The 23,936-nt window shown below is 71.5% G+C and carries 21 protein-coding genes; 9 read left to right on the forward strand and 12 right to left on the reverse strand.

The genetic code is table 11. From position 1 onward, the window contains the following. On the reverse strand, nt 1-1,374 hold a 1,374-nt coding region (locus tag ACK4HH_RS07755; RefSeq protein ID WP_409650418.1), incomplete at its 3' end, for a DEAD/DEAH box helicase. Between the two features lie 88 nt (nt 1,375-1,462). Between ACK4HH_RS07755 and ACK4HH_RS07760 the strand changes: the two genes are divergently transcribed. Together ACK4HH_RS07760 and ACK4HH_RS07765 are read left to right on the forward strand one after the other, a co-directional pair. After that, nucleotides 1,463-2,179 carry a ferritin-like fold-containing protein gene (locus ACK4HH_RS07760; RefSeq protein WP_409650420.1) on the forward strand — a complete coding sequence of 239 codons (717 nt, stop codon included), beginning with the start codon at nt 1,463-1,465 and terminating at the stop codon, nt 2,177-2,179. A gap of 8 nt (nt 2,180-2,187) precedes the next feature. Further along, nucleotides 2,188-2,505, forward strand: a complete 318-nt coding sequence (locus tag ACK4HH_RS07765) for a hypothetical protein (protein WP_409650422.1) — start codon at nt 2,188-2,190, stop codon at nt 2,503-2,505. Between the two features lie 25 nt (nt 2,506-2,530). Here ACK4HH_RS07765 and ACK4HH_RS07770 read toward each other — a convergent pair whose 3' ends face one another. Together ACK4HH_RS07770 and ACK4HH_RS07775 are read right to left on the reverse strand one after the other, a co-directional pair. Next, the gene (locus tag ACK4HH_RS07770) at nt 2,531-2,839 is read right to left on the reverse strand and encodes a hypothetical protein (protein WP_409650425.1); all 309 of its coding nucleotides are present in this window, start codon (nt 2,837-2,839) and stop codon (nt 2,531-2,533) included. 35 nt (nt 2,840-2,874) lie between these two features. Beyond that, nucleotides 2,875-3,099, reverse strand: a complete 225-nt coding sequence (locus tag ACK4HH_RS07775; RefSeq protein WP_255158866.1) for a DUF3107 domain-containing protein — start codon at nt 3,097-3,099, stop codon at nt 2,875-2,877. Between the two features lie 113 nt (nt 3,100-3,212). Between ACK4HH_RS07775 and ACK4HH_RS07780 the strand changes: the two genes are divergently transcribed. Then, entirely contained in the window at nt 3,213-6,506 is a 3,294-nt protein-coding gene (locus ACK4HH_RS07780) for a PD-(D/E)XK nuclease family protein (protein WP_409650428.1), read from the forward strand. Between the two features lie 4 nt (nt 6,507-6,510). Continuing rightward, nucleotides 6,511-9,882 carry an ATP-dependent DNA helicase gene (locus ACK4HH_RS07785; protein ID WP_409650430.1) on the forward strand — a complete coding sequence of 1,124 codons (3,372 nt, stop codon included), beginning with the start codon at nt 6,511-6,513 and terminating at the stop codon, nt 9,880-9,882. Nucleotides 9,883-10,112: 230 nt separating this feature from the next. Here the strand turns inward: ACK4HH_RS07785 and ACK4HH_RS07790 are convergent, their stop codons facing one another. The 6 genes from ACK4HH_RS07790 to ACK4HH_RS07815 form a co-directional block, all read right to left on the reverse strand. Further along, nucleotides 10,113-11,342: an NAD(P)/FAD-dependent oxidoreductase gene (locus ACK4HH_RS07790; protein ID WP_409650432.1), complete on the reverse strand. Its 1,230-nt coding sequence runs from the start codon at nt 11,340-11,342 to the stop codon at nt 10,113-10,115. 4 nt (nt 11,343-11,346) lie between these two features. Further along, a complete protein-coding gene (locus tag ACK4HH_RS07795; RefSeq protein WP_409650434.1) occupies nt 11,347-11,541 on the reverse strand; it encodes a ferredoxin in 195 nt (64 codons plus the stop codon). 10 nt (nt 11,542-11,551) lie between these two features. Beyond that, nucleotides 11,552-12,424, reverse strand: a complete 873-nt coding sequence (locus ACK4HH_RS07800) for a fumarylacetoacetate hydrolase family protein (RefSeq protein ID WP_409650436.1) — start codon at nt 12,422-12,424, stop codon at nt 11,552-11,554. Continuing rightward, complete coding sequence (locus ACK4HH_RS07805; RefSeq protein WP_409650438.1) at nt 12,421-13,353, reverse strand: catechol 1,2-dioxygenase; 933 nt, start codon at nt 13,351-13,353, stop codon at nt 12,421-12,423. The genes ACK4HH_RS07800 and ACK4HH_RS07805 overlap by 4 nt, the downstream gene beginning before the upstream one ends. Nucleotides 13,354-13,356: 3 nt before the next feature. After that, entirely contained in the window at nt 13,357-14,820 is a 1,464-nt protein-coding gene (locus ACK4HH_RS07810; protein ID WP_409650440.1) for an aldehyde dehydrogenase, read from the reverse strand. Between the two features lie 124 nt (nt 14,821-14,944). Then, entirely contained in the window at nt 14,945-15,445 is a 501-nt protein-coding gene (locus tag ACK4HH_RS07815; protein ID WP_409650442.1) for a MarR family winged helix-turn-helix transcriptional regulator, read from the reverse strand. A gap of 145 nt (nt 15,446-15,590) precedes the next feature. Between ACK4HH_RS07815 and ACK4HH_RS07820 the strand changes: the two genes are divergently transcribed. Next, nucleotides 15,591-16,823 (forward strand): cytochrome P450, encoded by a 1,233-nt coding sequence (locus ACK4HH_RS07820; protein ID WP_409650445.1) that lies wholly within the window; start codon nt 15,591-15,593, stop codon nt 16,821-16,823. A gap of 237 nt (nt 16,824-17,060) precedes the next feature. Here the strand turns inward: ACK4HH_RS07820 and ACK4HH_RS07825 are convergent, their stop codons facing one another. Beyond that, on the reverse strand, nt 17,061-17,774 hold the full coding sequence (locus tag ACK4HH_RS07825) for a type 1 glutamine amidotransferase (protein ID WP_409650447.1): 714 nt from the start codon (nt 17,772-17,774) through the stop codon (nt 17,061-17,063). A 95-nt stretch (nt 17,775-17,869) separates the two neighbouring features. On the opposite strand from ACK4HH_RS07825, the gene ACK4HH_RS07830 reads away from it, so the two are divergent. Next, nucleotides 17,870-19,219: a glutamine synthetase family protein gene (locus ACK4HH_RS07830; protein WP_409650449.1), complete on the forward strand. Its 1,350-nt coding sequence runs from the start codon at nt 17,870-17,872 to the stop codon at nt 19,217-19,219. Between the two features lie 99 nt (nt 19,220-19,318). On the opposite strand, the gene ACK4HH_RS07835 is transcribed toward ACK4HH_RS07830, so the two are convergent. Further along, nucleotides 19,319-20,131, reverse strand: a complete 813-nt coding sequence (locus ACK4HH_RS07835; RefSeq protein WP_409650451.1) for an acetoacetate decarboxylase family protein — start codon at nt 20,129-20,131, stop codon at nt 19,319-19,321. 160 nt (nt 20,132-20,291) lie between these two features. On the opposite strand from ACK4HH_RS07835, the gene ACK4HH_RS07840 reads away from it, so the two are divergent. From ACK4HH_RS07840 to ACK4HH_RS07850, 3 genes are all read left to right on the forward strand, one after another. Further along, nucleotides 20,292-21,779 carry an APC family permease gene (locus ACK4HH_RS07840; RefSeq protein WP_409650453.1) on the forward strand — a complete coding sequence of 496 codons (1,488 nt, stop codon included), beginning with the start codon at nt 20,292-20,294 and terminating at the stop codon, nt 21,777-21,779. A gap of 75 nt (nt 21,780-21,854) precedes the next feature. Beyond that, nucleotides 21,855-22,136, forward strand: coding sequence for a hypothetical protein (locus tag ACK4HH_RS07845; protein WP_409650455.1), 282 nt, complete (start codon nt 21,855-21,857; stop codon nt 22,134-22,136). Continuing rightward, complete coding sequence (locus ACK4HH_RS07850) at nt 22,133-22,840, forward strand: gamma-glutamyl-gamma-aminobutyrate hydrolase family protein (protein WP_409650457.1); 708 nt, start codon at nt 22,133-22,135, stop codon at nt 22,838-22,840. The genes ACK4HH_RS07845 and ACK4HH_RS07850 overlap by 4 nt, the downstream gene beginning before the upstream one ends. Here the strand turns inward: ACK4HH_RS07850 and ACK4HH_RS07855 are convergent. Next, nucleotides 22,834-23,841 carry a phosphotransferase gene (locus ACK4HH_RS07855; RefSeq protein ID WP_409650459.1) on the reverse strand — a complete coding sequence of 336 codons (1,008 nt, stop codon included), beginning with the start codon at nt 23,839-23,841 and terminating at the stop codon, nt 22,834-22,836. The genes ACK4HH_RS07850 and ACK4HH_RS07855 overlap by 7 nt on opposite strands. Nucleotides 23,842-23,936 lie beyond the last annotated feature (95 nt).

Here is a 23,936-nt window from a genome sequence, read left to right on the forward strand (position 1 = left end):
GCCCTCGGCGCGGGCCTCGCCCGACGCGGCGGACTCGCTCGCCGGTCGGCGCTCGCCCGAGGCCGCACGATCGCTCGAGCGGGTGCTCGAACCGCGACCGCCGGAGCCCTGGCCGCCAGAACTCTGCCCACCCGAGCGGCTGCGCTCGCGCGGCGGGTGCGAGGCCTCGCGTTCGACGCGCGGGATCGGCGTCGCCTTGAGGCGGCCCTTGGCGTCGGTGGGAATGTCGAGGTCGCTGTAGAGGTGCGGCGACGAGCTGTAGGTTTCGACCGGCTCGGGCTGGTTCATCTCGAGCGCGCGGTTGATGAGCGCCCACTTGTGCATGTCGGCCCAGTCGACGAACGTGACGGCGATGCCGGTCTTGCCGGCGCGGCCCGTGCGACCCGCACGGTGCAGGTACGTGTCGTGGTCATCCGGAACCGTGTGGTTGATGACGTGCGTGACGTCGTTGACGTCGATGCCGCGCGCCGCGACGTCGGTCGCGATGAGAATGTCTTTCTTGCCCGCCTTGAAGGCGGCCATGGCGCGCTCGCGCTGCTCTTGGTTGAGGTCGCCGTGCACGGCGGCGGCGTTGAAGCCGCGGTCGTTGAGCTCTTCGACGAGCTTGGCGGCGGCGCGCTTGGTGCGCGTGAAGATGACGGTCTTGCCGCGCCCCTCGGCCATGAGGATGCGGCCGACGACCTCGTCTTTGTCGAGCGCGTGCGCGCGGTAGACGACGTGCTTGATGTTGGCCTGCGTGAGGCCCTCATCGGGGTCGGTCGCGCGAATGTGGATGGGCTTCGACATGAAGCGGCGCGCGAGGGCCACGATCGGGCCGGGCATCGTCGCCGAGAAGAGCATGGTGTGGCGCGTGGGCTTGGTCTGCGCGAAGAGCTTCTCGATGTCGCTCAAGAAGCCGAGGTCGAGCATCTTGTCGGCCTCGTCGAGCACCATGACCTCGACGTTCGCGAGGCTCAGCAGGCGCTGGCTCGCGAGGTCGAGCAGGCGACCGGGCGTGCCGATGACGATCTGCGCGCCCGCCTTGAGCTGCTCGATCTGGCCCTCGTAGGCCTTGCCGCCGTAGATCGACACGATCTTGACGTCGCGGTTGATCGCGGCCGTCTCGAGGTCTTCGGTCACCTGCACGCACAGCTCGCGCGTGGGCACGACGACGAGCGCCTTGACGCCCGGCTCGGGGTGCAGGCCGAGGCGCTGGATGAGCGGCAGGCCGAAGCCGAAGGTCTTGCCGGTGCCCGTCTTGGCCTGGCCGATGATGTCTTGACCGCTGAGGGCCAGGGGGATGGTCTGCTCCTGGATCGGGAAGGGCTCGATGATGCCCTTGGCCGCCAGGGCGTCGACCATGTCGGGCTCGATGCCCAAGTCAGTGAAAGTCACGGTGGTGTGTCGCCTGTCGTTATATAGAAGAGAACGCCAGTTTAGCCGCCGGGCGCGTCTCGGCGGGGCCATCGCCTAGGCTGAGCGCGTGGCTTCGTGGTTCCGACGGCAACGCCCTCGTGTCGAGGCGCCCACGCTGACCCCGCGCGACACCGCGGCGGGCGCGCTGCGCGTCGACCTCGCCGAGCTCGCCCCCGCGCCCGACTCGTTCCTCGGCCAGTGCGCCGCGCTGCACCTCGTCTTCATCGAGCAGCTCACGACGGCCATGGCCAACGCCCCGCGCGTCGCCGACAAAGACGCGCTCGCCCGCGTGGCCGGCATCGTGTTCGAGCGCTACCGCGGCCTCACGGCCGAGCTCGAGCGGCTGCAGCTCGACAAGACCGACGTCATGACCCCGCACCTCGACGGCGTCGAAGAGTTCAAGCGTCGCACGCAGGGCGGCGAGTGGCACGAGCAGGTCGCGAGCGCCCACGTGACGATCGGCTTTCTCACCGACTTCTGGATGCGCCTCGCCGCCGGTCTGCCCGCCGAGCTGCGCGGCCGCGTGACGGCGGCACTCTCGACCGGCGACCTCGACCGGCCCATGCACCGCATTCTCGAGCGCGCGATCGCGGCCAACCCCACGCTCGCCTCGCGCCTCGCCCTGTGGTGCCGCCGGCTCGTGGGCGACACGATGCTGCAGGCCCGCTCGGCCCTCGTGCTGCACGGCGACCGCTCGAAAGACGAGGCGCAGATCGAGCCCGTCTTCACCGAGCTCATCGCCGAGCACACGCGCCGCATGGACCGCCTCGGGCTCACGGCGTAGGCGCATCCATGTCGACAACGCAGCCGGCCGGTGCCTTCCGCACGCTTCCCCGCACCCGCCTGGGCTGGTGGGGCCTCGGCCTGCTGGGCGCGAGCGCGGCCCTGCAGCTCGTGCAGAGCGGGCTCGTGTGGGCGAGCGGCGCGTGGGGCCTCGACGAAGCGGTGCGGGTTCCCGTGCTCGTGTTCGTCGCCGTGATGGTGGCCGGAGTGCTCGTGTCGGCGCTCGCCGTGGTGCTGCGCCGGGACTACTCGATCATGATGATCGCGCTCGCGGCAGTCGTGCTCATCAGCCTGGGCGGCGTCGCGGTTCGGGCGCTCGCGGGCTGAGCCCGCATCCATCGCCCGCCGGTGGTCAGGCCTTGGTGGCCGCGCTCGGCTTCATGAGGCGCTCGAGCAGCTCGGCGTCGGCCTGCTCGCGGCGCTTCGGCAGCGTCAGGGCGAGCGCGAGGGCGACGAGCGGGCCGCCGACGAGGGCGATGACCCAGATCCAGCCGCCGTCGAAGGTCAGCCCGATCCACACGCACATGGCCCAGATCGCCGCGGTCGCTGCGGCGCCGACGAGCGGCACGAGCAGCAGGCCGTGCGCTTGGCGGCCGGGCGCGAGGTAGCGCACGCCGAGCGAGAGCGCGGCGCCGATGACCGTGACGAAGAGCAGTTCCATGCCTGCGAGCGTACCCGCTGCGCGCGGTGCGGGCGCTAGCCGACGAAGCCGACGCGGCGGGCCGAGTCGCTGCCGATCTCGACGTAGCCGATCGCGGCCGTGGGCACGAGGTACTGCTTGCCCTTGCTGTCGGTCAGGCTCACGACGGGCGCGCCCTTCTCCATGGCGGCCGTGATCGCGGCCGTGATGTCGGCGGCCGACTCCGAGGTCTCGAAGGCGAGCTCGCGGGGGCTGTTGAGAATACCGATGCGAATGTCCACGACCGTCAGCGTACCCGGCGGTTCTCGGGGCATCCGCCGTGTTCACTGAGGGCGCACCGGGGTGCGCGCCGCCGCTCTGCCGCGATGTCGGCGCGCGCCGGTAGCGTGGCCCCGTGACCACCTTCGACGCCGCGCCGCCCCGGGTCGCGGTCGAGGCCGTGGTGCTCGACGAGGGCCAGCGGCGGGTGGTGGATGCCCGGCGCACGCCCGGCGCCGTCGTGCTCGGCGCACCGGGGTCGGGCAAGACCACGGCGGTGGTCGAGCTCGTGGCGGCGGCAGTGCTCGACGACGGCCTCGACCCCGCGAGCGTGCTCGTGCTGACCCCCTCGCGGCGCACGGCGACGGCGCTGCGCGACCGGCTCGCCCTGCGGCTCGCCGACTCTGCCGGCGCGGCGCCCGCCGCGCTTCCCGGCCCCCTGGCGCGATCGATCGCGGCGTACGCCTTCTCGGTGGTCACGGCGTCGCACCGGCTCGGCGGTCTCGCTGAGCCGCGCCTGCTGAGCGGCGCCGATCACGACTCCGACCTCGCCGAGCTGCTCGATCGCAGCGAGCTCGAGGCCATTCTCGGGCCCGAGGCCGCACCGGGGCCGGCATGGCCCGAGCACCTGGGCCCCGAGGTGCGCCGGTTGCCGGCCTTCCGCACCGAGCTTCGCGATGCGATCGCGCGCCTGAGCGAGCACGGCTGGAGCACCGATCGACTGCGCGCCGCCGCGCGCGAGCGCGCCCTGCCCGCGTGGGCCGCGATCGCCGACTTCGTCGACGAGTACCGGCGCATCCTGGGCGCGTCGCGGCCCGGGCAGCTCGACCCGGCCGAGCTCGTGCGGGCCGCTGTGGGGCTCGTGCGCGACCCCGTCGAGGGCATGCCGCCGCCGCCGCGCCTCGTCGTGCTCGACGACGCCCACGACGCCACCCCGAGCGGCATCGACCTGCTCGCCGCTCTCGCCGCGCGCGGCGCGACCGTCATCGCGCTCGGCGACCCCGACCTCGCCGCCAATACCTTCCGCGGCGCCGAGCCCGACGCGCTCGCCCACCTGCCGACCGCGCTCGGGCTGCCCGACGCCCGACCGATCGTGCTCCCGATCGTGCACCGCACCGGTGCAGCGCTGCGCGGTCTCGCGATCGATGTGACCCAGCGCATCGGCGCCGCCGCCGCGGGCACGCAGCGCAAGGCCGTCGCGGTCGACGAGCAGGCCGACGACGCGAGCGACCCGCGGGCGATCCCGGTCGAGTGGGGCGGCCCACTCGTCGCGCTCGAGGCGGCGAATCCGACGCGCGAGCGCGCGCTCGTGGCCGACCTGCTGCGCGAGCGCCACCTGCTCGATGGCGTGCCGTACGGCCGCATGGCTGTCATCGTGCGCAGCGGCACGATGGTTCCGGGCATCGTGCGGGCGCTCGGCCAGGCAGAGGTGCCGGTGCAGTCGACGGCAGCGGGCAGGCCGCTGCGCGAGCATCCCGCCGCCCGGGCGCTCATCCGCCACGTCGACATCGGGGTCGGGCGGTCGCCCCTCGACGCCGCGGCCGCCAGCGAGCTGCTGCTCGGCCCGCTCGGCGGCCTCGACCGCGTCGGACTGCGGCGCCTGCGGCGGGCGCTGCGCGCCGAAGAGCTTGCCGGTGAGGGCGATCGCCCGGCCGACGACCTGCTGGTGGATGCCCTCGCCGCGCCCGACCGCCTCGCCACGATCGACCACGGCATCGCCCGACGCGCGGCACGACTGGCCCGCACGCTGCAGTCGATCGGCGAGCGGCACGCGGCCGGAGGCACGGTCGACGAGCTGCTTTGGCTCGCGTGGAGCGAGGCGCACGTCGCCGAGACCTGGCAGCGCGATGCGGCCGGGTTCGGGGTCGCGGCGGCCGAGGCCAATCGCGCGCTCGACGCCGTCGTCTCGCTCTTCACGGCCGCGGCGACGATCGTCGACACGGTGCCCGACGCGACGGTCGAATCGTTTCTCGCGCGCGTGCTCGACAGCGACGTCGGCGACGACCTGCTCGCCCCGCTGCGCGGCGATGACGCCGTGCTCGTGGCCACGCCGTCGGCCGTGACGGGGCTCGAGGCCGACGTCGTCGTCATCGCCGGCCTCACCGAGGGGGTGTGGCCCAACACGCGCACCCGGGGGTCGCTGCTGGGGGCTCCGCTCATCAGCCGGCTCGCGCGCGGACTGCCGGTCGACGACCTCGACGAGCGGCGCATCGTGCTCGACGACGAGCTGCGCATGTTCGCCCTCGCCGCGACGCGCGCCCGGCGGCAGCTCGTGGTCACGGCGACGGCGGGCGACGACGAGCAGCCGAGCGCCCTCTTCGCGCTCGTGCGCGAGCACGCGCGCCGCGAGCGCGCCGGGGCACTCGGCCACGATGCGTCGGCGACGAGGCCGGAAGCCGTCGCCGCTCTCGACGCCGCGATCGCGGCATCCGGAGCCCGTCCTGTGCGGGCGCGCTCGCTGCGCCGCCTGGTCGGGCGCCTGCGGCGCGAGCTCGTTGACGACGACCGCGTCGCGCGCGACCGCGACCGCACCGAGGCAGCGCTCGCGCTGGCCCGGCTCGCCGCCGAGCGCGTGCCCGGGGCGAGCCCCGAGTCGTGGTGGGGGCTGCTCGCGCCCTCGACCGAGGCGCCGCTCTTCGGCGACGCCGAGACAGTTGCGCTGTCGCCCTCGAAGCTCGACGCCATCGAGCGCTCGCCGCTCGACTGGTTTCTCGACACGGTCGCGCCCGGAGAGACGGGCCCCGCGATGGGCATCGGCACGATCGTGCACTGGGCTATGGAGACCGCGCGCGAGCCCGAGGTCGACGCGATCTGGGCGGCCATCGAGAGCCGCTGGGGCGAGCTCGTCTTCGAGTCGCCGTGGCTCGCCGAGCAGCAGCGTCGACTCGCCCGCCGGTACGCCCTCGGGGTGGCGGCGTACCTGCGCGATGCTGAGGCCGAGGGCCGCGGGCTCGTGGCCGCCGAGCAGCGCTTCGAGACCATCGTCGACCGCGCGCGCGTCTCAGGCGTCGTCGACCGCATCGAGGTCGACGCCGATGGCGCCGTGCGCATCATCGACCTCAAGACGGGTCGTCCGCTCACGCGGCAGGCCGACATCGATAAGCACGCGCAGCTCGGCGCGTACCAACTGGCCTACGCCGATGGCGCGTTCGACGCGGTGCTCGACGCCGTGCTCGAGGGGCTGACCCACGAGCCGGGCGGGGCACGACTGCTCTACGTGCGCGAGGGCACGAAGGGCAGCGACTACCGCGAGGCGGTGCAGGCGCCGCTCGATGCCGAGCAGCTCGAGGGGTTTCGCGAGCGGCTGCGCCAGGCGGTCGCGGCCATCGCGGTCGCGCGGCTCACGGGCGTGCGCACGGTCGACCGGTTCGATTTCTCGGCGGCGAGCCACCGCATCCACCGGGTCGGGGCGGTGACGGGCGATGAGTGAGCGGATGCGCCCCCGGTTCAGCGCGCTCGACATCGCTCGCGCGCTCGGGCAGCACGAGCCGACCGCCGAGCAGCAGGCGGTCATCGAGGCTCCCCTCGGGCCGGCGCTCGTCGTGGCCGGCGCGGGCTCGGGCAAGACCGAGACGATGGCCGCGCGCGTGCTGTGGCTCGTCGCCAACGGGCTCGTCGAGCCCGACCAGGTGCTGGGCCTCACCTTCACGCGCAAGGCGGCGGGCGAGCTCGCCGCGCGCATTCGCCGGCGACTCGTGCAGCTCAGCGCGTCGGGGCTTCTGGATTCGTCGGGGCCCCTGGGTTCGTCGGGGCTTCTGGGCTCGTCGAGCGTCGTCGACGCCTTCACGCAGCCGACCGTCGCCACCTACAACTCGTTCGCCTCGAGCCTGTACCGCGACCACGCCGTGCTCATCGGGCGCGACCCCGACGGCGTCGTGCTGCGCGAGGCGAGCGCGTGGCAGCTCGCGCGCGAGATCGTCACGACCGCGCGCGATGAGCGCCTCGCCCAGCTCGACCTCAGCGTCGACAAGCTCACGGCGGCCACGCTGCAGCTCGCGCACGCGGTCGCCGAGCACGATGCCGACATCGCCGACGTGCGCCGGGTCATCACCGAGCTGCTCGGGGTGGCCGATCTGCCGTTCGGCGACCGCTTCGAGCGGCGCGCCGAGTTCGAGAAGCTCATGGCCCTCGCGGCGACGCTGCCGATCGTCGACCTCGTCGAGCGGTTGCAGCACGTGAAGCAGCGCGACGGCTACGTCGAGTTCGCCGACCAGGTCAGCCTGGCGCTCTCGATCGTGCGGCGGCACGCGGGCGTCGTCGAGCAGCTGCGCGAGCGGTACCGCGTCGTGCTGCTCGACGAGTACCAAGACACCAACGTCGCGCAGACCTGGCTGCTCGGCGAGCTCTTCGGCGGCACGCCCGTCATGGCCGTGGGCGACCCGCATCAGTCGATCTACGGCTGGCGTGGCGCGAGCGCTTCGAACCTCGACGATTTCGCCCGGCGGTTCACCAGCGATCGTGGTGAGCCGGTCGGGCGCTATTCGCTCAGCACCTCGTGGCGCAACGGCCGCGTGATCCTCGCGGCGGCGAATGCGCTCGTCGCTCCGCTGACCGCCCGCGCCGGCGTCGCCGTCGCGACGCTCGAACCCTCGCCCGCCGCGAGCGACGAGCCCATCGAGCTCGTGTTCGACGAGACCCTGCACGACGAGGCGCGTGCCGTCGCGGCGTGGCTCGCCGAGCGCGTCGCCGAACCGCCGCCGGGCAGCGCGCCCGACGCGGTCGATGCCGAGGGCCGGCCGCTGCGCGCGAGCGCCGCGCTGCTCATGCGCAACCGCACGACTCAGCCGGTGTTCCTGGCCGCCCTGCGCGACGCGAAGGTGCCCGTGCACGTGCTCGGCATCGGCGGACTGCTCGAGCAGCCCGAGATCGCCGACCTCGTCAGCGCGCTCGCGGTCATCGACGACCCCGCCGCCGGAACCGCGCTCGTGCGCCTGCTCGCGGGCCCCCGCTGGCGCATCGGCGTCGCCGACCTGCACGCGCTCAGCCGCATCGCCTCGTGGTTGCGCGACCGCGATCTGGCGCAGCGCGCCTTCAGCGACGAGGTCAAGGCCCGACTGCGCGCATCCGTCGCCCGCACCGACGGCGTCTCGCTCGTCGACGCGCTCGACTTCGTGAGCACGGCGCCCGACGGCCACTCGCAGCTGCAGAGTCTCACGGCGACCGGCCTCGAGCGGCTGCGGGATGCGGGGCGCCTGTTCGCGACCCTGCGCACCCGCACGGCCCTCGATCTGCCCGACCTCGTGGTGGCGGTCGAGCACGATCTCATGCTCGACATCGAGGTCGCGGCGAACCCCGCGCGCGCGCTCGGCGAGGCGCCGCGCGAGGCGTTCCACGAGGCGCTCGACGGCTACCTCGCGCTCGCCGATCACGCGACGCTCGCGGGGTTCCTCGGCTGGCTGCGCGAGGCCGAGTGGCGCGACAACCTCTCGCCCCGGTCAGAAGACCCCGAGCCCGGCACCGTGCAGGTGCTCACGATCCACGGTGCGAAGGGTCTCGAGTGGGATCACGTCGTCGTACCGCGCCTCGTCGACGGCGAGCTGCCGAGCACCCCGCGCGAGGGCACGGTCGGCTGGCTGCGGCTCGGCGTGCTGCCCTACGAGCTGCGCGGCGACGCCGCTGAACTGCCCGTCTTCGACTGGCTCGGGGCCGAGTCGCGCAAAGAGCTGCTGCAGCGCCGCGAGGCGTTCGGCGTCGCGGTGGGCGAGCACCTCGAGCGCGAAGAACGCCGACTCGCCTATGTCGCCGTGACGCGCGCGCGCCACCGCCTGCTGCTGACGGGCTCGTTCTGGGCTTCGCAGTCGAAGCCCCGCGGGCCCAGCCCGTTTCTGCGCGAGCTTGCCGAGCGCGGCATCGTCTCGGCGCTGCCCGAAGGGCCGCAGCATGACGAGAACCCGATCGTCGACGACAGCGGCGACGAGCCGTGGTGGCCGCTCGATCCCTTCGGTGCCCGGCGCGAGCGCGTGGTCGCGGCGGCCGCGCGGGTGCGCGCGGCCGACGCGGCAGAGCGGGGCGACGATCGTCGCGGGTGGCAGCGCGAGATCGACCTGCTGCTGGCCGAGCGCGCCGAGCGGCTCGCCGCGAGCGGCCGCGTGAGCGTGCCCTTGCGCGTGCCCGCTTCGTCGTTCAAAGACTTCATCACGACCCCCGCCGAGGTCGCCGAGCGACTGCGCCGCCCGATGCCGCAGCGTCCGTACCGCGCGACGCGGCTCGGCACGGTCTTTCACCGCTGGGTCGAGCAGCGCTATGCCGTCGGGGCCCTGCCCGACGCGGTCGATGGGCTCGACACCGAGCTCGACCTGGCGGCGAGCGGTCTCGCGGGCGCGGCGGCGGGCGCCGTCGCCGGGGGAGGGGCCGTCGATGGCATCGATCCGGATGCCCTGCTCTCGCTGCAGGCCACCTTCGAGCGCTCGGTCTGGGCCACGCGCACCCCGATCGACGTCGAGCGCGAGCTGCACCTGCCCTTCGAGGGGCGCATCCTGATCTGCAAGATCGACGCCGTATACTCGACCGACCCCGACTTCGACCCCGTGCGTGACGGGTCGGGCGGCCCGGGCGCGGCCCGCCGCCCGCGCAGCGTCGAGATCGTCGACTGGAAGACCGGCAAGGCTCCGCGCGACGATGCCGACCGCGCGGCGAAAGAGCTGCAGCTCGCGCTCTACCGGCTCGCCTACGCGCGCTGGGCGGGGCTGCCGCTCGAGGCCGTGACGGCCGCCTTCTACTTCGTCGTCGACGACGCCGAGCTGCGCCCCGAGTCGCTGCCCGACGAAGACGAGCTGCGCGCCCTCTGGCGGGCCGCCGTCGGCTGACCGCGCTCGCCCTCGCCCGTGTCACCCCGCGATATCTGACTCTCTGTTCAGGCATTGTGCCTCCCGCGGCATGTGCCGCGAACGGCACACAGCCCGAGCGGTTCCTCGCGCCTCTCATCGCACCGATTCGGACACCACGCACGGTGCGTTCCGTGCGACGTGTCGGAAACCGTGCGACGCGCGCGGCGGACGAGGGTCGGGCGGGCCGGCAGCGCCGGACGAATGCCGAACTACGCGGGCGGCGCGGCCTGGGCCGGCAGCGCGAAGCGCGTGCGGTACGCCTGCACGGCGCTGCGCATCCCGATGCCGCAGACGCCGACGAACTCGTCTCCGCGGTAGTACTCGACCACGCACTCGTCGTCGACGCGCCCCGCCACGAGCGCGCTGCGGTCGGCGAGGTACGTCATGCCGAAGGCGAGCAGGTGCGCGTCGTACTGGTCGCTCCAGAACGAGGGCAGCGGGGCGAAGCCCGCGGCCGCGAGGGGTTCGCAGTCGTCGCCCGCGAGCTGCGCGGCGATGAGGTGGCCGGCCCGCTTGCCGGTCTCGGTCGGCAGGTTCCAGTGCTCGACCCGACGCGGCACGTCGTCGAACAGCGGGTTGGCATAGCGGGCCACGTCGCCCACCGCGAAGATCTCGGGGTGTACCGTGCCGTCGACGCCGACCGCGCGCAGCCCACCGTCGACGAGCACCCCGTTCGACACCTCGAGCCCCGAGCCCTCGAGCCACTCGGTGTTGGGGTCGCTGCCGACCGCGACGATGAGCACGTCGCACTCGAGCATGACGCCGCTCGTGAGGATGACGCGCTCGACGGCAGGGTCGCCGACGAGCCCGAACAGCGACTCGCCCGTGAAGAACCGCACCCCGTGCTCTTCGTGCCGACGGCGCATCTCGGCGCCGAGCAGCGGGCCGAGCGCCCGCTCGAGCGGCACGCGGCTCTGCGTCACGATCGACACGGTCGCGCCGTTCTTCGCCGCCGTCGCCGCGATCTCGCAGCCCACGAACCCCGAGCCGAGAATGACGACGTTGGCCCCCGGCCGCAGCACGTCGCGCAGCGCGACGGCGTCGTCGAGCGTACGCAGCACGTGGATTCCGCCGAGCCCGTGATCATCGATCGGCAGACCCTTGGGCCGCAGTCCCGTCGCGATCACGAGCGCGCTGTACGGATGCTCCGCCCCGGCATCGTCGACGACCACCTGCCGCTCGGCATCGAGCGACACCGCCGCACGCCCGAGCACCCACGAGACGCCCTCCTCGAGCGCTGAGCGGATGGGGAACGCGACCTCCGCGTGCCCGTGCCCCTCGGTCTGCAGCAGCTCTTTCGAGAGGGGCGGGCGGTTGTAGGGCGCGTGCGCCTCGGCGCCGAGGAACTCGATGGGCCCCGCGTAGCCGGCGCGCCGCGCGCCCTCGGCGGTGCGGAGGCCCGCCATGGAGGCTCCGACGATCAGCAGCGGAGCATCCATCGGATCAGGCCCGGGTGATGAGAATGGCCTGCATGGGGCAGACGTCGGCCGCCGACTCGAGGTCGGCGAGCATCTCGTCGGGCGCCTCGGCCACGTACTCGAGCTTGTCGTCGGCGTTGAGCTGGAACACCTCGGGGGCCTCGAACACGCACTGCCCGTAGTGCTGGCACTTGTCCATGTCGACGTCGATGCGAATCATGCGATGGTCCTTACTTCTCGAGACGGGAGGGGTAGAGGTCGTTGGAGGGGGTGCGGATGCCGCGGAACTCCCAGTCGCCGCCGAGCGCGGTCGAGACGACCTCTTCGCTCGAGGTCGGCTGGGCACCCACGTCGGTGCGGATCGGCTCGGGGCCCTCGACGACGTGGTTCGTGAGGCGCCCGAGGCCGTCGACCTCGACCTCGACGACGTCGCCCGGCTGCACGGGCCGCGAGTTCGCGGGTGTTCCCGAGTAGATCATGTCGCCGGGCACGAGCGTGATCGTGCGGGCCAGGTCGGCCACCAGGTAGTGCATGTCCCACTCCATGGTGTCGGTCGAGTCCTCTTGCACGACGGCGCCGTTCACGAGGGTGCGGATCGTCTTGCCGCGAAAGTCCCAGTCGGTCACGAGACCAGGGCCCACGGGCGCGAGCGTATCGCTGCCCTTGACGCGCAGCATCGAGCCGGCGTCGGTGTCGCGGAAGTCGTGCAGCCCGAAGTCGTTGCCCACGGTGTACCCGGCGATGTAATCGCCCGCCTCGGCCGGCGACACGTTGCGGCACGTGCGGCCGATGACGATGACGATCTCGCCCTCGTAGTTGAGCCACTGGCAGCCGGCCGGGCGCACGACGGCGCCCTTGTGGCTGTTGAGCGCCGTGACCGGCTTGTGGAAGTACGTGGGCGCGGGCGGCAGCTTCGTCATGAACTCGTCGCTGCGGCTGGGGTAGTTCAAGTGCACGGCGATGATCTTCTGCGGCTCGCTGGGCGGCAGGTGCACCGCCTCGTCGACCCCGATCGTGCGGCCATCGGATGCGCGCAGCTCGTCACCGTGCCGCACCACCTGCACGGCCGCCCCGTCGAGCAGGATGCGCCGGTACTCGGTCACGCGGCACCCACCTCGGTCGAGTCGTCGCGCGAGAGCGTGACGTCTTTCGGCAGCGGGAACCCGCCCTCGGGCTCGGGGAAGTACACGTGCACCTGACCGGTGCCGATCGAGTTCTCGTACTCCGAGTACATGACGCCCTTGGCCGTGTTGGCTTCTTCGCCCGTCGCGCCGGCCATCTGCAGCCAGTGGCTGAAGTTGGCTTCGGGCTTGACCTTCTTGAACTCGGGCATGGTCTCGAGGATGCGCCGGTGGTCGCCGGCCTTCATCCACTCGATGCGCTCGAGGTCAGCCTCGCGAGCCTCGGCGCTGAAGATGTGCGAGGGGTCGCTCGCCTCGTGCTTGCGCAGGTCGCGCAGCTTGTAGAAGGTGTGCGAGAGCGCGCCCGAGGCCAGCAGCAGCACCTTGCGGTCGCTGTCGCGGATGGCCTCGCCGAGCGCGCGACCGGCGCGCAAGAAGTCGTCGGTCGTCGCCGTCTGGCAGACCGAGAGGCTCACCCAGCGCTTGTCGAGGCCGCGGCCCAGGTAGTGCCAGAGGTTCACGGTCGCGTAGAAGATCGGCAGGTGCGGGTCGCTGATGGGTGTGACCCACGTGCCGTTCTTCTCGTCGTAGTCCGCCACGGCGTTCGCGAGTTCGGGGTCACCGCGGAAGGCGTACGGGATCTGCGACATCCCTCGCGGAAGCTCTTCGCTCGTGAAGAGGCCCGAGCGCTCGGCCTGCGCGCTGATGACGAACTCAACGGTCGTGGCCCAGTGCGAGTCGAGCACGACGACCGTGTCGTAGTCGAGCACTTCCATAACGTCGGAGCGGAAGCGCTTCAGCCCGGGTACCAGGCTGATCTCCTTGCCGCCGTTGAGGTCGTACCGCACGTCTTGCGGCAGCATGATGGTGGGCACGTGCGCGAGGATCGCGGCGCCGACAACCTTTCCCATGACTTACTCCTTCCACCCTGCGGGTGCGTAGACGGTGTTCTTGACGTCGGCGTAGAAGTCGAACGACCACACGCCGCCCTCGCGGCCGATGCCGCTCTTCTTGCTGCCGCCGAAGGGCGCGGCGAGATCGCGCACGAAGAAGCAGTTGACCCAGATGGTGCCCGCGACGAGGTTTTTCGTCAGCCGCTCGGCGCGCTCGCGATCGCCGCAGACGACGACCGCCGCGAGCCCGTACTGGGTCGCATTGGCGACCTCGACGGCCTCGTCGTCGGTCGAGAAGGTCTGCATCGCGAGCACGGGGCCGAACACCTCGGCGGTGAGGATCTCGCTGCCGGGGGTCGCGCCCGTGATGAGCGTGGGCCGGTAGTACAGCCCGCCGAGCTCGTCGTTCGGGCCGCCGCCGAAAGCGATCTGCGCGCCCTCGGCCTGCGCGCGCTCGACGAAGCCCGCGACGCGGTCGAGGTGCACGCGGTGGATCTGCGGGCCGATCTGCGTGGCCTCGTCGCGCGGGTCACCCTGCACGATCGCGGCGGCCTTCTCGGCGAACCGGGCGGCGAACGCGTCGGCGATGCTCTCATGCACGAGCAGCCGCGTGCCCGAGAGGCACACCTGCCCGGCGTTGTCGTACTGCTCGACGGCGATCTCGACGGCCAGGTCGAGGTCGGCGTCGTCGGTGATGATGAGCGGGCTCTTGCCGCCGAGCTCGAAGCTCATCGGGGTCAGGTTCTCGGCCGCGGCGCGCGCGATCGCCTTCGCCGTCGGCACCGAGCCGGTGAACGCGATGCGGGCGATTCCGGGATGCGCGACGAGGGCCGCACCCACCTCGGCACCGTAGCCCTGCACGACGTTGAAGACCCCGGCGGGCATCCCCGCCTGCTCGCACAGGTCGGCGAAGACGCTCGCGGTCAGGGGCGTCCACTCCGCGGGCTTGAGCACGACGGTGTCGCCCGCCGCGAGGGCCGGGCCGATGCGCCAGGTGGCGAGCATGAGCGGGGCGTTCCAGGGCGTGATGATCGCGGCGACGCCCGACGGGTCCCAGCTGACGACGTTGTCGTGCCCGCGGGTCTGCCAGACCGGGTGCGACAGTTCGTTGATCGCCCAGTCGGCGAAGAAGCGGATGTTCATGGCGACGCGGGGCATGACCCCGCGGCGGTGGCTACGCAGCAGCGAGCCGTTGTCGAGGGTCTCGAGCTGCGAGAGCTGCTCGACGTTCGCCTCGATCAGGTCGGCGAGGCGGTGCAGAATGGCGCCGCGGCCGGTGGGCCCGAGGTCGCGCCACCCCGGGAACGCCGCGCGCGCGGCCTGCACGGCGGCGTCGGCCTCGGCGGCTCCGCCGCGGGCGATGTGCGCGAGCACGGTGCCGTCGATGGGCGAGATGCTCTCGAAGGTCTCGGGCGAGGCGACGCGCTGCCCGCCGATGGAGTGGCGCGTGTCGACGGTCAGTCCGGCCAGCTCAACCTGATGCACGCGGGTTGCTCCTTTGCGATCGCGGGTCGTTCGGATACGAACGGTTCTGGCGATACTAACCGACCCGGGGTGCCGAGCGGTAGGGCTCGCGGCAAAGGCGCGCGAGCATCCTGAATCGGATGCCCTACCGCTGCCCCTCCGTCACCTGCGTGATCGCGCGCAGCATGTCGGCGAGCTCGCGCCGCCGCTCGGGGTCGAGGCTCGAGGTGATCGTGCGCTCGTGGTCGTTGAAGGTTGGGAACAGCGTGGCCATGAGCTCGCGGCCCGCGGGCGTCATTGACACGTTGACGAGCCGGCCGTCTTTGTCGCTGCGTTCGCGCAGCAGGTAGCCCTTCGTCTCGAGGGTGCCGAGCACTCCCGTGAGGGTGGCCTTCGAGAAGCCGCCCTCCTCGGCGATCTGGCGGGTCTCGATGGGCTCCCAGATCCAGGTGACCCAGAGCACGACGAAGGCCGTCCACGACAGGCCCGTCGCGGCGAGCACGCTGCGCTCGAGGTAGTTGCGCGTGGCGTTCGCGGCGCGGAAGAGGTTCGAGACCACGGCCATCGCTTCGAAGTCGAGGGGCAGGGCGCCGAGCTTGCCGGCGACGCGCTCTTCGGTCTCGGCCAGCGTGTGCGGACTCGGCATGGTTCCCCTCCCCTCGCGCGTGGACCGCGCGGACTCCATCCTCACTCATTCGCATCGAAACCACTTTCATGCTCGACTCGCGCGCCGAAGTTCGTTAGCATCCGAACAAATGGCTTCCCATGAAAGCAGGAGCACCATGTCGACGATGACAGACCTCACCCTGGCCGACCTCGATCTCTTCGCGGGCGGCGCCCCGTGGGGGGTCTTCGACGAGCTGCGGGCCACGCCCGGCCTGCACTACTCGACCGAAGAGGCGCCCAACAGCGGCTTCTGGTCGGCGACGCGGTACCACGACATCGTGCGCATCCTGCGCGACACCGAGACCTTCACCTCGACCAAGTTCACGAACCTCGAAGAGGTCGACCCCGCGATGCAAGACCAGCGCCGGTCGCTGCTCGAGATGGACGGCATTCGCCACCGAGCGCTGCGCCGCATGCTGCAGGGCGAGTTCACGCCGCAGGCCGTCGCCAAGTACGAGACCTTCTTGCGCGGCATCACCGCGAAGACGCTCGACGCCGCGCTCGCGAAGAAGGAGTTCGACTTCGTGGAGGAGGTCAGCGCCGACTTCCCGATTCGCGTGCTCGCCCGCCTGCTCGGCGTGCCCGACAGCGACACGGGCCAGCTCATCGAGTGGGGCAACCGCATGGTCGGCAACACCGACCCCGAGCACGCCGACGTGCTCATCGGCTCGGCCGACAGCGAGGAGTTCAAGCACGTGCCGTTCCGCTCGCCCGCCGCGATCGAGGTCTACGAGTACGGCAAGCACCTCGCCTCCGAGCGCCGCGGCAAGGGCGGCACCGACCTCATCACCCTGCTCGCCGACGGCGTGCCGAGCGACGGCCAGCAGCTGAGCGAGCACGAGTTCAACACCAACTTCTTGCTGCTCGTCGTCGCGGGCAACGAGACCACGCGCCACACGATCACGCACTCGATGAAGAACCTGCTCGATAACCCCGAGCAGCTCGAGATCTTGCGCAACGACCCCTCGCTCATCCCGTGGGCCGTCGAGGAGTTCCTGCGCTTCGCCTCGCCCGTGTACCACTTCCGCCGCACGGCCACGAAGGATGTCGAGTTCGCCGAGACACAGATCAGCGAGGGTGAGAAGGTCGTCGTGTGGTTCGCCTCGGGCAACCGCGACTCGGCGATCTTCGATGAGCCGTACCGCTTCGACGTGACGCGCAACCCGAACGAGCACATGTCGTTCGGCCGCGGCGGCCCGCACATGTGCCTCGGCAACGCGCTCGCGCGCATCGAGCTGCGCATCATGTTCGAAGACCTGCTGACGCGCGACGTCACGCTCGAGCGCGCCGGCGACCTCGACTACCTGCGCAGCAACTTCGTGCACGGCATCAAGCGCATGCCCGTGCGCGTCGCCTAGCCCGCGCGCCCCACGCGCCCCTTTGCCCCAGATCTGGGCCGAAAGGGCGCGTGACCCCTTGCATTCCGCCGTTTTGGCACCAATCTGGCGGTGCAGGATGCTCCGACAACGCGCGAGCATCCCGAGCGCCACGTCCCAGATCTGGGGGACAAAGGCGCTATGGCTTCAGGGTTGCGCCGATTTGGCCCAGATCTGGCGCGGTGCGCGCGGCGCGCGCGGTGGGTGCGGTGCGTGCGACTAGCGGGGGAGCAGCCCCGCGACGTCGGTGAGGAACGCGTCGACGAGGGCGTTCGTGCGCTCGCGCGCGGCGGCCTCGAACGCGCGCGTCTGCGCGAGCATGACGACCGGGTCGTCGCCGTTCTCCTGAACCTTGGATGCTCCGCCCCAGTCGAGCCACCCCTGCAGCCCTGCAGCGTCGAGCTCGGGGTGGAACTGCACGGCGAGCGACCGCCCGACGACGAAGGCCTGCGAGGCCGCGGGCGTGCGCGCGATCTCGACGGCGCCGGGCGGCACGACCCAGCGGTCGTAGTGGAACTGGAACCACGGCCCCTCGCCGACGAGGGTCGGAGCGTCGCTCCACACCGCAGTCCAGCCGATCTCACCCCGCGGCGCCGGCGCCACCGAGCCGCCCAGGGCGCGGGCGAGCAGCTGGCCGCCGAAGCAGATGCCGAGCACGGGCATCCCGTGGTCGACGGCGTCGCGCAGCCACGCGATCTCGGGGAGAAGCCAGCGGCCGATGCACGCGTCGTCCCACGCGCCCCAGGGGGCGCCGAGCGGCACGAGCACGTCGTAGTCGCTGAACGCAGGGAAGGAGGTCTCGATGTTCGGCGCCGAGAAGTCAGACTCGGGCACGACGAGATGCGTGTCGATCGCGAAGCCGTGATGGGCGAAGCGCTCGCCGACCGGGCCCAGCGGGCTCACGTGATCGTGCTGGATGAACAGAACGCGCATCAGACCTCCCCATCGAGTCGGTCGGTAGTCTACTATCTCGTTTGAGTCCGAACGATTTTCGTCCGAGCCCCACGAGTGCCACGAAGGAGTCGCACATGAGCCACAGCCTTTCCGCCCTGCAGAGCGAGCTGCTCTCGGCCAAGATCGACGTGCTGCGCGTCATCTACGCCGACATCATCGGCACCGTGCGGTCGAAAGACCTGCTCGTGAGCGAGCTCGACAAGATCAGCCACGGGGGGCCGGCGTTCTGCCAGGGCGTGTGGGTGACGACGACGCAGGGCGGCGTGCTCGACGGTGCCGACGTGCTCAGCAACGGGCTCGAAGACTTCATCAGCCAGATCGTGCCGGGCAGCTGGCGCGCCCTGCCGTGGGAACCCGGCGTGGCCTTCGTCGTCGCGGGCGCCAACAACCCCGACGGCACGCCGAGCCCGCTCTCGCCGCGCGTGCTGCTCGAGCGCATCGTGGGCGAGTACGCGAAGCTCGGCCTCACGCCGCTCGTCGGCCCCGAGCTCGAGTTCTACATCGCCGACCGCACGGAGGAGGGCGGCTTCAAGCGGGCCCTCACCCAGCCCGGTCGCGTGTACACGAGCGGCGCGACCGTCGACCCCAAGGGCACCTTCCTGCACCTGCTGCGCATGCTCGACCAGCTGCGCATCGGCGTCTTCGCCGGCAACCACGAGTTCAGCCCCAGCCAGTACGAGATCAACATCTGGCACGGCGAAGCGCTCGACGCCTGCGACCGCGCCTTCATGCTCAAGGCGGGCGTGAAAGACGTCATCGCGCGCGTCGGCCAGGCGGCCACCTTCGCGGGCAAGCCGTGGAGCGACGAGGGCGGCAGCGGCTTCCACCTGCACATGTCGCTCGTCGACGCCGCGGGCGAGAACCTCATGCACGAGGGCGACGGCCTCAGCCCCCTCGCGCAGCACATGATCGCGGGCATCGTCGAGCACGCCGCGGCACTCACGGCGTTCTGCAACCCCACGATCAACGCCTTCAAGCGACTCGGCCCCGACACGCTCGCGCCGTACCGCGCCAACTGGGGCTACGACAACCGCAGCGCGATGCTGCGCGTGCCGCCGGAGCGCGGCGGCGGAACCCGCCTCGAGATGCGCCTCGGCGACGGCGCCGCCAACGCCTACCTCATGACCGCAGCCCTGCTCGCGGCCGGCCTCGACGGCATCCGCCGCGCGCTCGCCGCGCCGCCGGCCGCCGTCGGCTACAGCTACGAGGACGAGTCGCAGGCGGTGCTCCCCATGTCGCTGGGCGATGCTCTGGATGCTCTCCGAGCCGATGCGCCCCTCATCGAGCTGCTCGGCGGCGACCTCGTCAACGTCTTCGAGGTCATGAAGCGCGACGAGATCGAGCGCTACACCGCCGACGTGCCCGACCCGACGACGCGCGACGTCACAGCGTGGGAGGTTCGGGAGTATTTCTTGGATCTCTGATCCAAGAACAGCCAGCACAGCTCGACCTGTTCGAAAAGGGCAGACGGGAAGGGCCCGGGAGCAACGCTCCCGGGCCCTTCCCGTTCCCTCGCTCTCGACCTAGACGGCGGGGTTCGACTGATCCTTCACGAGCGACCCCCCGTTGAACGTCACGCCGACCTCGCGGTAGTACGCCGCGATCTTCTCCTGCACGGGCAGGATCGACGCGAGCTCGTCCCACGGGGAGTCGTGCAACTCGAGCTCGAAGTCGCCCACCCAGGTCTCGCCGATCTCGGCGTCGGTCGTGCTCATGGTGATGAGCTGGTCGAGGCTGTTGCCGGCGCCGGGGGTGATGGAGGGCATCCACCGCGAATGCAGCATGGGGTGGCCGTTGACGAAGCCGTTCGATTCCGAGGGCGACCGCAGCGTCACGACGAGCGAGGCGAGGCGGTGGTCGTAGGCCGCAAGCGAGGCGCCGAGGCGAGCCCCCGGTGCGAGGCGCGGCGAGGCCTTGCCGACATTGAAGACCCGCGTAACGGCCATCGAGCCGAGTTTCTTCGGGTAGCCCTGAAACCAGCCGCGGCCGATCGCGAAGTCTTTCGTCACCCAGATGGCGACGCAGCGCGTATAGGTGACGCCCTCGTGCTTGACGCGCACGACGGCGAAGGTCTCGAGGTACTGCGAGCGCATGGGGTCGAGCAGCTCGGCGCCGCCGGTCGAGCACGACTGCCAGTCGGCCCAGATGAGCGCCACCGCACCCGGGTCGTCGTCGGCGAGCTCGAGGCCCTCGGGCAGCAGCGCCTTCACGTTGGCCGGGTCGGTGCGGTACTCGGCGGTGAGCAGCGTGCCCGAGTAGAACCAGGGCATGTCGGGCACGAGCGCGCTCGCGCCGCTCGGGGTCTTCGGGGCGAGGAATCCATTGAGCGAGGCCATGAGGGTCAGGCTACCGAATCATTCGTAAACAAACGATAGGCAATTCCGGATGCCCTCCGAGGGCGATTCCGCTTGACGCGAGGGGGCGCGTGCACCACTATGGCGCCAGGTCGTTTCGACACGAACGATCCACCCCAACTCAATGAGGAGTTCCGGATCCATGACTGACACCCCCCAATCGACCCTCAAGTCGGGTCGGCTCGGCATTCTCGGCATCGTCTTCTTCGTCGTCGCCGCCTCGGCCCCGCTCATCGGCATCACGGGCGCTGTTCCCGTCGCCATGCTGCTCGGCAACGGAGCGGCCGTGCCCGGCGCGTACCTCGCCGTCGGCATCACGCTGCTCATCTTCTCGGTCGGCTACGCCACCATGAGCCGCAGCATGACCAACTCGGGCGCCTTCTTCGCCTACGTCGGCAAGGGTCTCGGCGTCAACGCCGGCGTCGCCGCGGCGTTCGCGGCCCTCGTGGCCTACGTCACGATCCAGCTCGCCATCTACGGCTTCTTCGGCGTCGTCATGTCGGGCTTCGGCGCCGGGCTCGGCCTCGAGCTGCCGTGGTACGTCTGGTCGCTGGGGGTGTGGGTCATCGTCTCGGGCCTCTCGCTGCTGAGCGTCGACGTCGGAGCCAAGGTGCTCGGCGTCATGCTCGTGCTCGAGGTCACGGTGCTCGTCGTCGCGGCCGTCGCGATCCTCGCCAACGGCGGGCCCGAGGGCTGGAACCTCGCGGCCTCGTTCAGCCCCACCGAGATCTTCGCGGGCGGCTTCGCGGGCACGGCCGGCATCGCGCTCGCCTTCGCCTTCGCGAGCTTCATCGGCTTCGAGGCCACGGCCATCTACGGCGAAGAGGCGAAAGACCCCAAGCGCACGGTGCCGATCGCCACGTACGTCTCGATCGGCGTGATCAGCATCCTCTTCGCCCTCGTCTCGTTCGCCATGGTGACCGGCATGGGTGCCTCGCAGGTGGCCGACAAGGTCATCGAGCTCTCGGGCGGCCTGGCCGACCCCGCCGGCGTGCTCTTCGGCCTCACCGAGCAGTACGTCGGCTCGTGGCTGACGGTCGCGATGGGAATCCTCGTGCTGACGAGCCTGTTCGCCGGCCTCCTGGCCTTCCAGAACGCCGCCTCGCGCTACTTCTTCGCCCTCGGGCGCGGCGGCGTGCTGCCGGCCGCGGTCGCCAAGGTCAACACCGCGGGCGCGCCCGTCAACGGCGTCTTCATCACCTCGGCCATCGCCGCGGTTGTCATGATCATCTTCGCGATCGCCGGTCTCGACCCGTTCCTCAACCTGTTCTCGTGGATGAGCTCGGTCACCGTCATCGCGATCGTGCTCGTCGAGATCCTGGTGAGCATCGCGGTCATCCGGTACTTCATGAAGAACGAGGGCGGCAACGTCTGGTCGACGAAGATCGCCCCGGCGCTCTCGATCGTGCTGCTCGGTGTGGGCCTCTACCTGCTCATGTCGCGCTTCAACCTGCTGGCCGGCACGGTGCCCGACGGCGTCGACCCCTCGCTGCCCGAGAGCGCCTGGCTGCTGAACCCGCTCGGCTGGTTCCTCGTGCTGCTGCCGTTCCTGTCGCTGCTCATCGGCTACGTCGTGGCGGTCATCAACAAGAAAGAGAACGAGCAGCTCGTGAAGGACTTCGCCAGCTGATCCGCTGACGCTCGGGGGCGGTCGCCGATCCGGCCGCTCCCGAGCATCACCCCGCACCCCCGAAACGGAGACCTCATGCGCGACGACGACTTCGACCTCGACGTGGTCGATCCTGAGGATGCCCGTCTCGAGCAGGTCGTCGCCAGCCTCACCCCGGCCGAGCTCGAGGCCGCGATCGCCCGCCTGCCGCACGACCTGCAGGCCGCCGCGACCGGCGTGCTCGTGCAGCGCCGCACCTACAGCGATGTGAGCCAAGAGCTCGGAATCCGCCAGCCCGAGCTCGTGCGCGCCCTGCGCCGCGCGCGTGGCATCATGGCCCGCCGCATGGCCGGCCCGCCGGAGGGCGACGCGGCGTGACCGCGCTGATCGGCCTGACCACCTACCTGGAGCCCGCGGTCATGGGCCTGTGGGATCGCCCGGCCGCCGTGCTGCCGCGCGTCTACACCGACTGCGTCATCGCCGCCGGGGGAGCCGTCGTCGGCCTGCCCCCGCAGCCCCCGCACGCCGAGGCGATCGAGCGCGTGCTCGAGGGCATCGACGGGCTCATCCTCACGGGCGGCAAAGACGTCGACGCGGCGCTCTACGGCGAGCGCCCGCATCCCGAGAACGACGCCCCCCGCCCCGACCGCGATGCCTGGGAGCTCGCCCTCGTGCACGCGGCCATGGCCCGCGACCTGCCCGTGCTCGGCATCTGCCGCGGACTGCAGGTGATCAACGTGGCCCTCGGCGGCACGCTCGTGCAGCACCTGCCCGACGTGATCGGCTCGAACCGCTACAGCTACGGCAACGCGACGTTCGCCGACAACCCCGTGCTCACCGAGCCGGGCACGCGCATCGGCGGGATGCTCGGCCCGAGCCTCACCGTCAAGAGCTACCACCACCAGGCCATCAACCACCTCGCCCCGGGGTTGACCGTGAGCGCGCGCGGTGACGACGGCATCATCCAGGCGGTCGACATCGACGCGCTGACTTTCGGGGTCGCCGTGCAGTGGCACCCCGAAGAGACGCCCGACGACCTGCGGCTGTTCGCCGCGCTCGTCGAGGCCTCCCGGCCTCAGTAGGCCGAACCGGGCGAGCGCGGCGTGCCGCGCTCGAGCAGCTCGTCGACCTCATCGAGCCCGAGGCTCGCCGCCGGCTCGGTCGCGAGCGGGTTGGTGAGGTCGCCGCTCACGCGGTCGAGCAGAGCGTGCAGCATGCCCACGGCGTCGTCGACGATCTCGGTCGAACGCCGCTCGGTGCCGTGCAGCAGCCAGCGGGCGAGCTCCAGCTCGGCCGCGAAGACCGCGCGCCGCCCGATCTCGCGGTCGTGTACGCCGCGCGCCTGGTGGTAGGCGTCGAAGCCGGTCTCGGGCACGTCAGGGTCGCTCGAGCCGAGCATCCAGAACAGGTCGCGCGCGGGGTCGCCCACCTGCAGCCGCGCCCAGCCGAGCAGACCGGTGACCGAGTCGCCCACGACGAGGAACGAGGCGGCGCTGAGCGAACCGTTGATCACGGTGGGGGTGAACTGCCAGAGCGCCGAGTCCTCGGCCGCGACCTCCCAGCGGCGCAGCAGCGCGGCGGGCACGAGGCCCGTCGCCGCGGCGCGGTCGAGCGTCGTGACGGCCTCGCGCATGACGTCGATCGCGCGCAGCTGTGGCAGGCCGACATCGGCGACGACGCTCGTGGGCAGGGCGTGGATGGCGGCAATCGCACGGCCCATCGAGGCAGCGATGCCGGGGGTGATGGCGTCGAGGCGCACGGGCGAGCCGTCGACGAACTCCGACACGATCGCGCGCGTGCCGTCGATGGGCGCCTGGCCGAGCATGCGCGGCACCCCGAACGGCAGGCGGGCACGCACGCCGTCGCTGAGCGCGCGAATGGCGACGAGGTCGGCCGACTGCTCGCTCTCCGCCGCGGCGGTGCGCGGCACCCGGATGACGAGCGTGCGCCCGTCGCGCGCGCTCAGCAGCGCCGAGTCGACCTCGCCGCCCGCGCTGCCGAGGGCCGCGGCGTGGGTCACATCGAGACCGTCGACGGCCGAGGTGGCGAGCGCGGCTAGAGTGAGAGGCGATCGGCGGGACATACCGACAGGGTAGGTCGCCCGGGCCCGCCGGGGCCCTGCGCCACGCGCCGGGGCGCCGATGTGACCACCACCGTGCGTGACGCTGAGAGGTTTCG

This window comes from Microcella sp. (assembly GCF_046296455.1).
Lineage (GTDB): Bacteria > Actinomycetota > Actinomycetes > Actinomycetales > Microbacteriaceae > Microcella.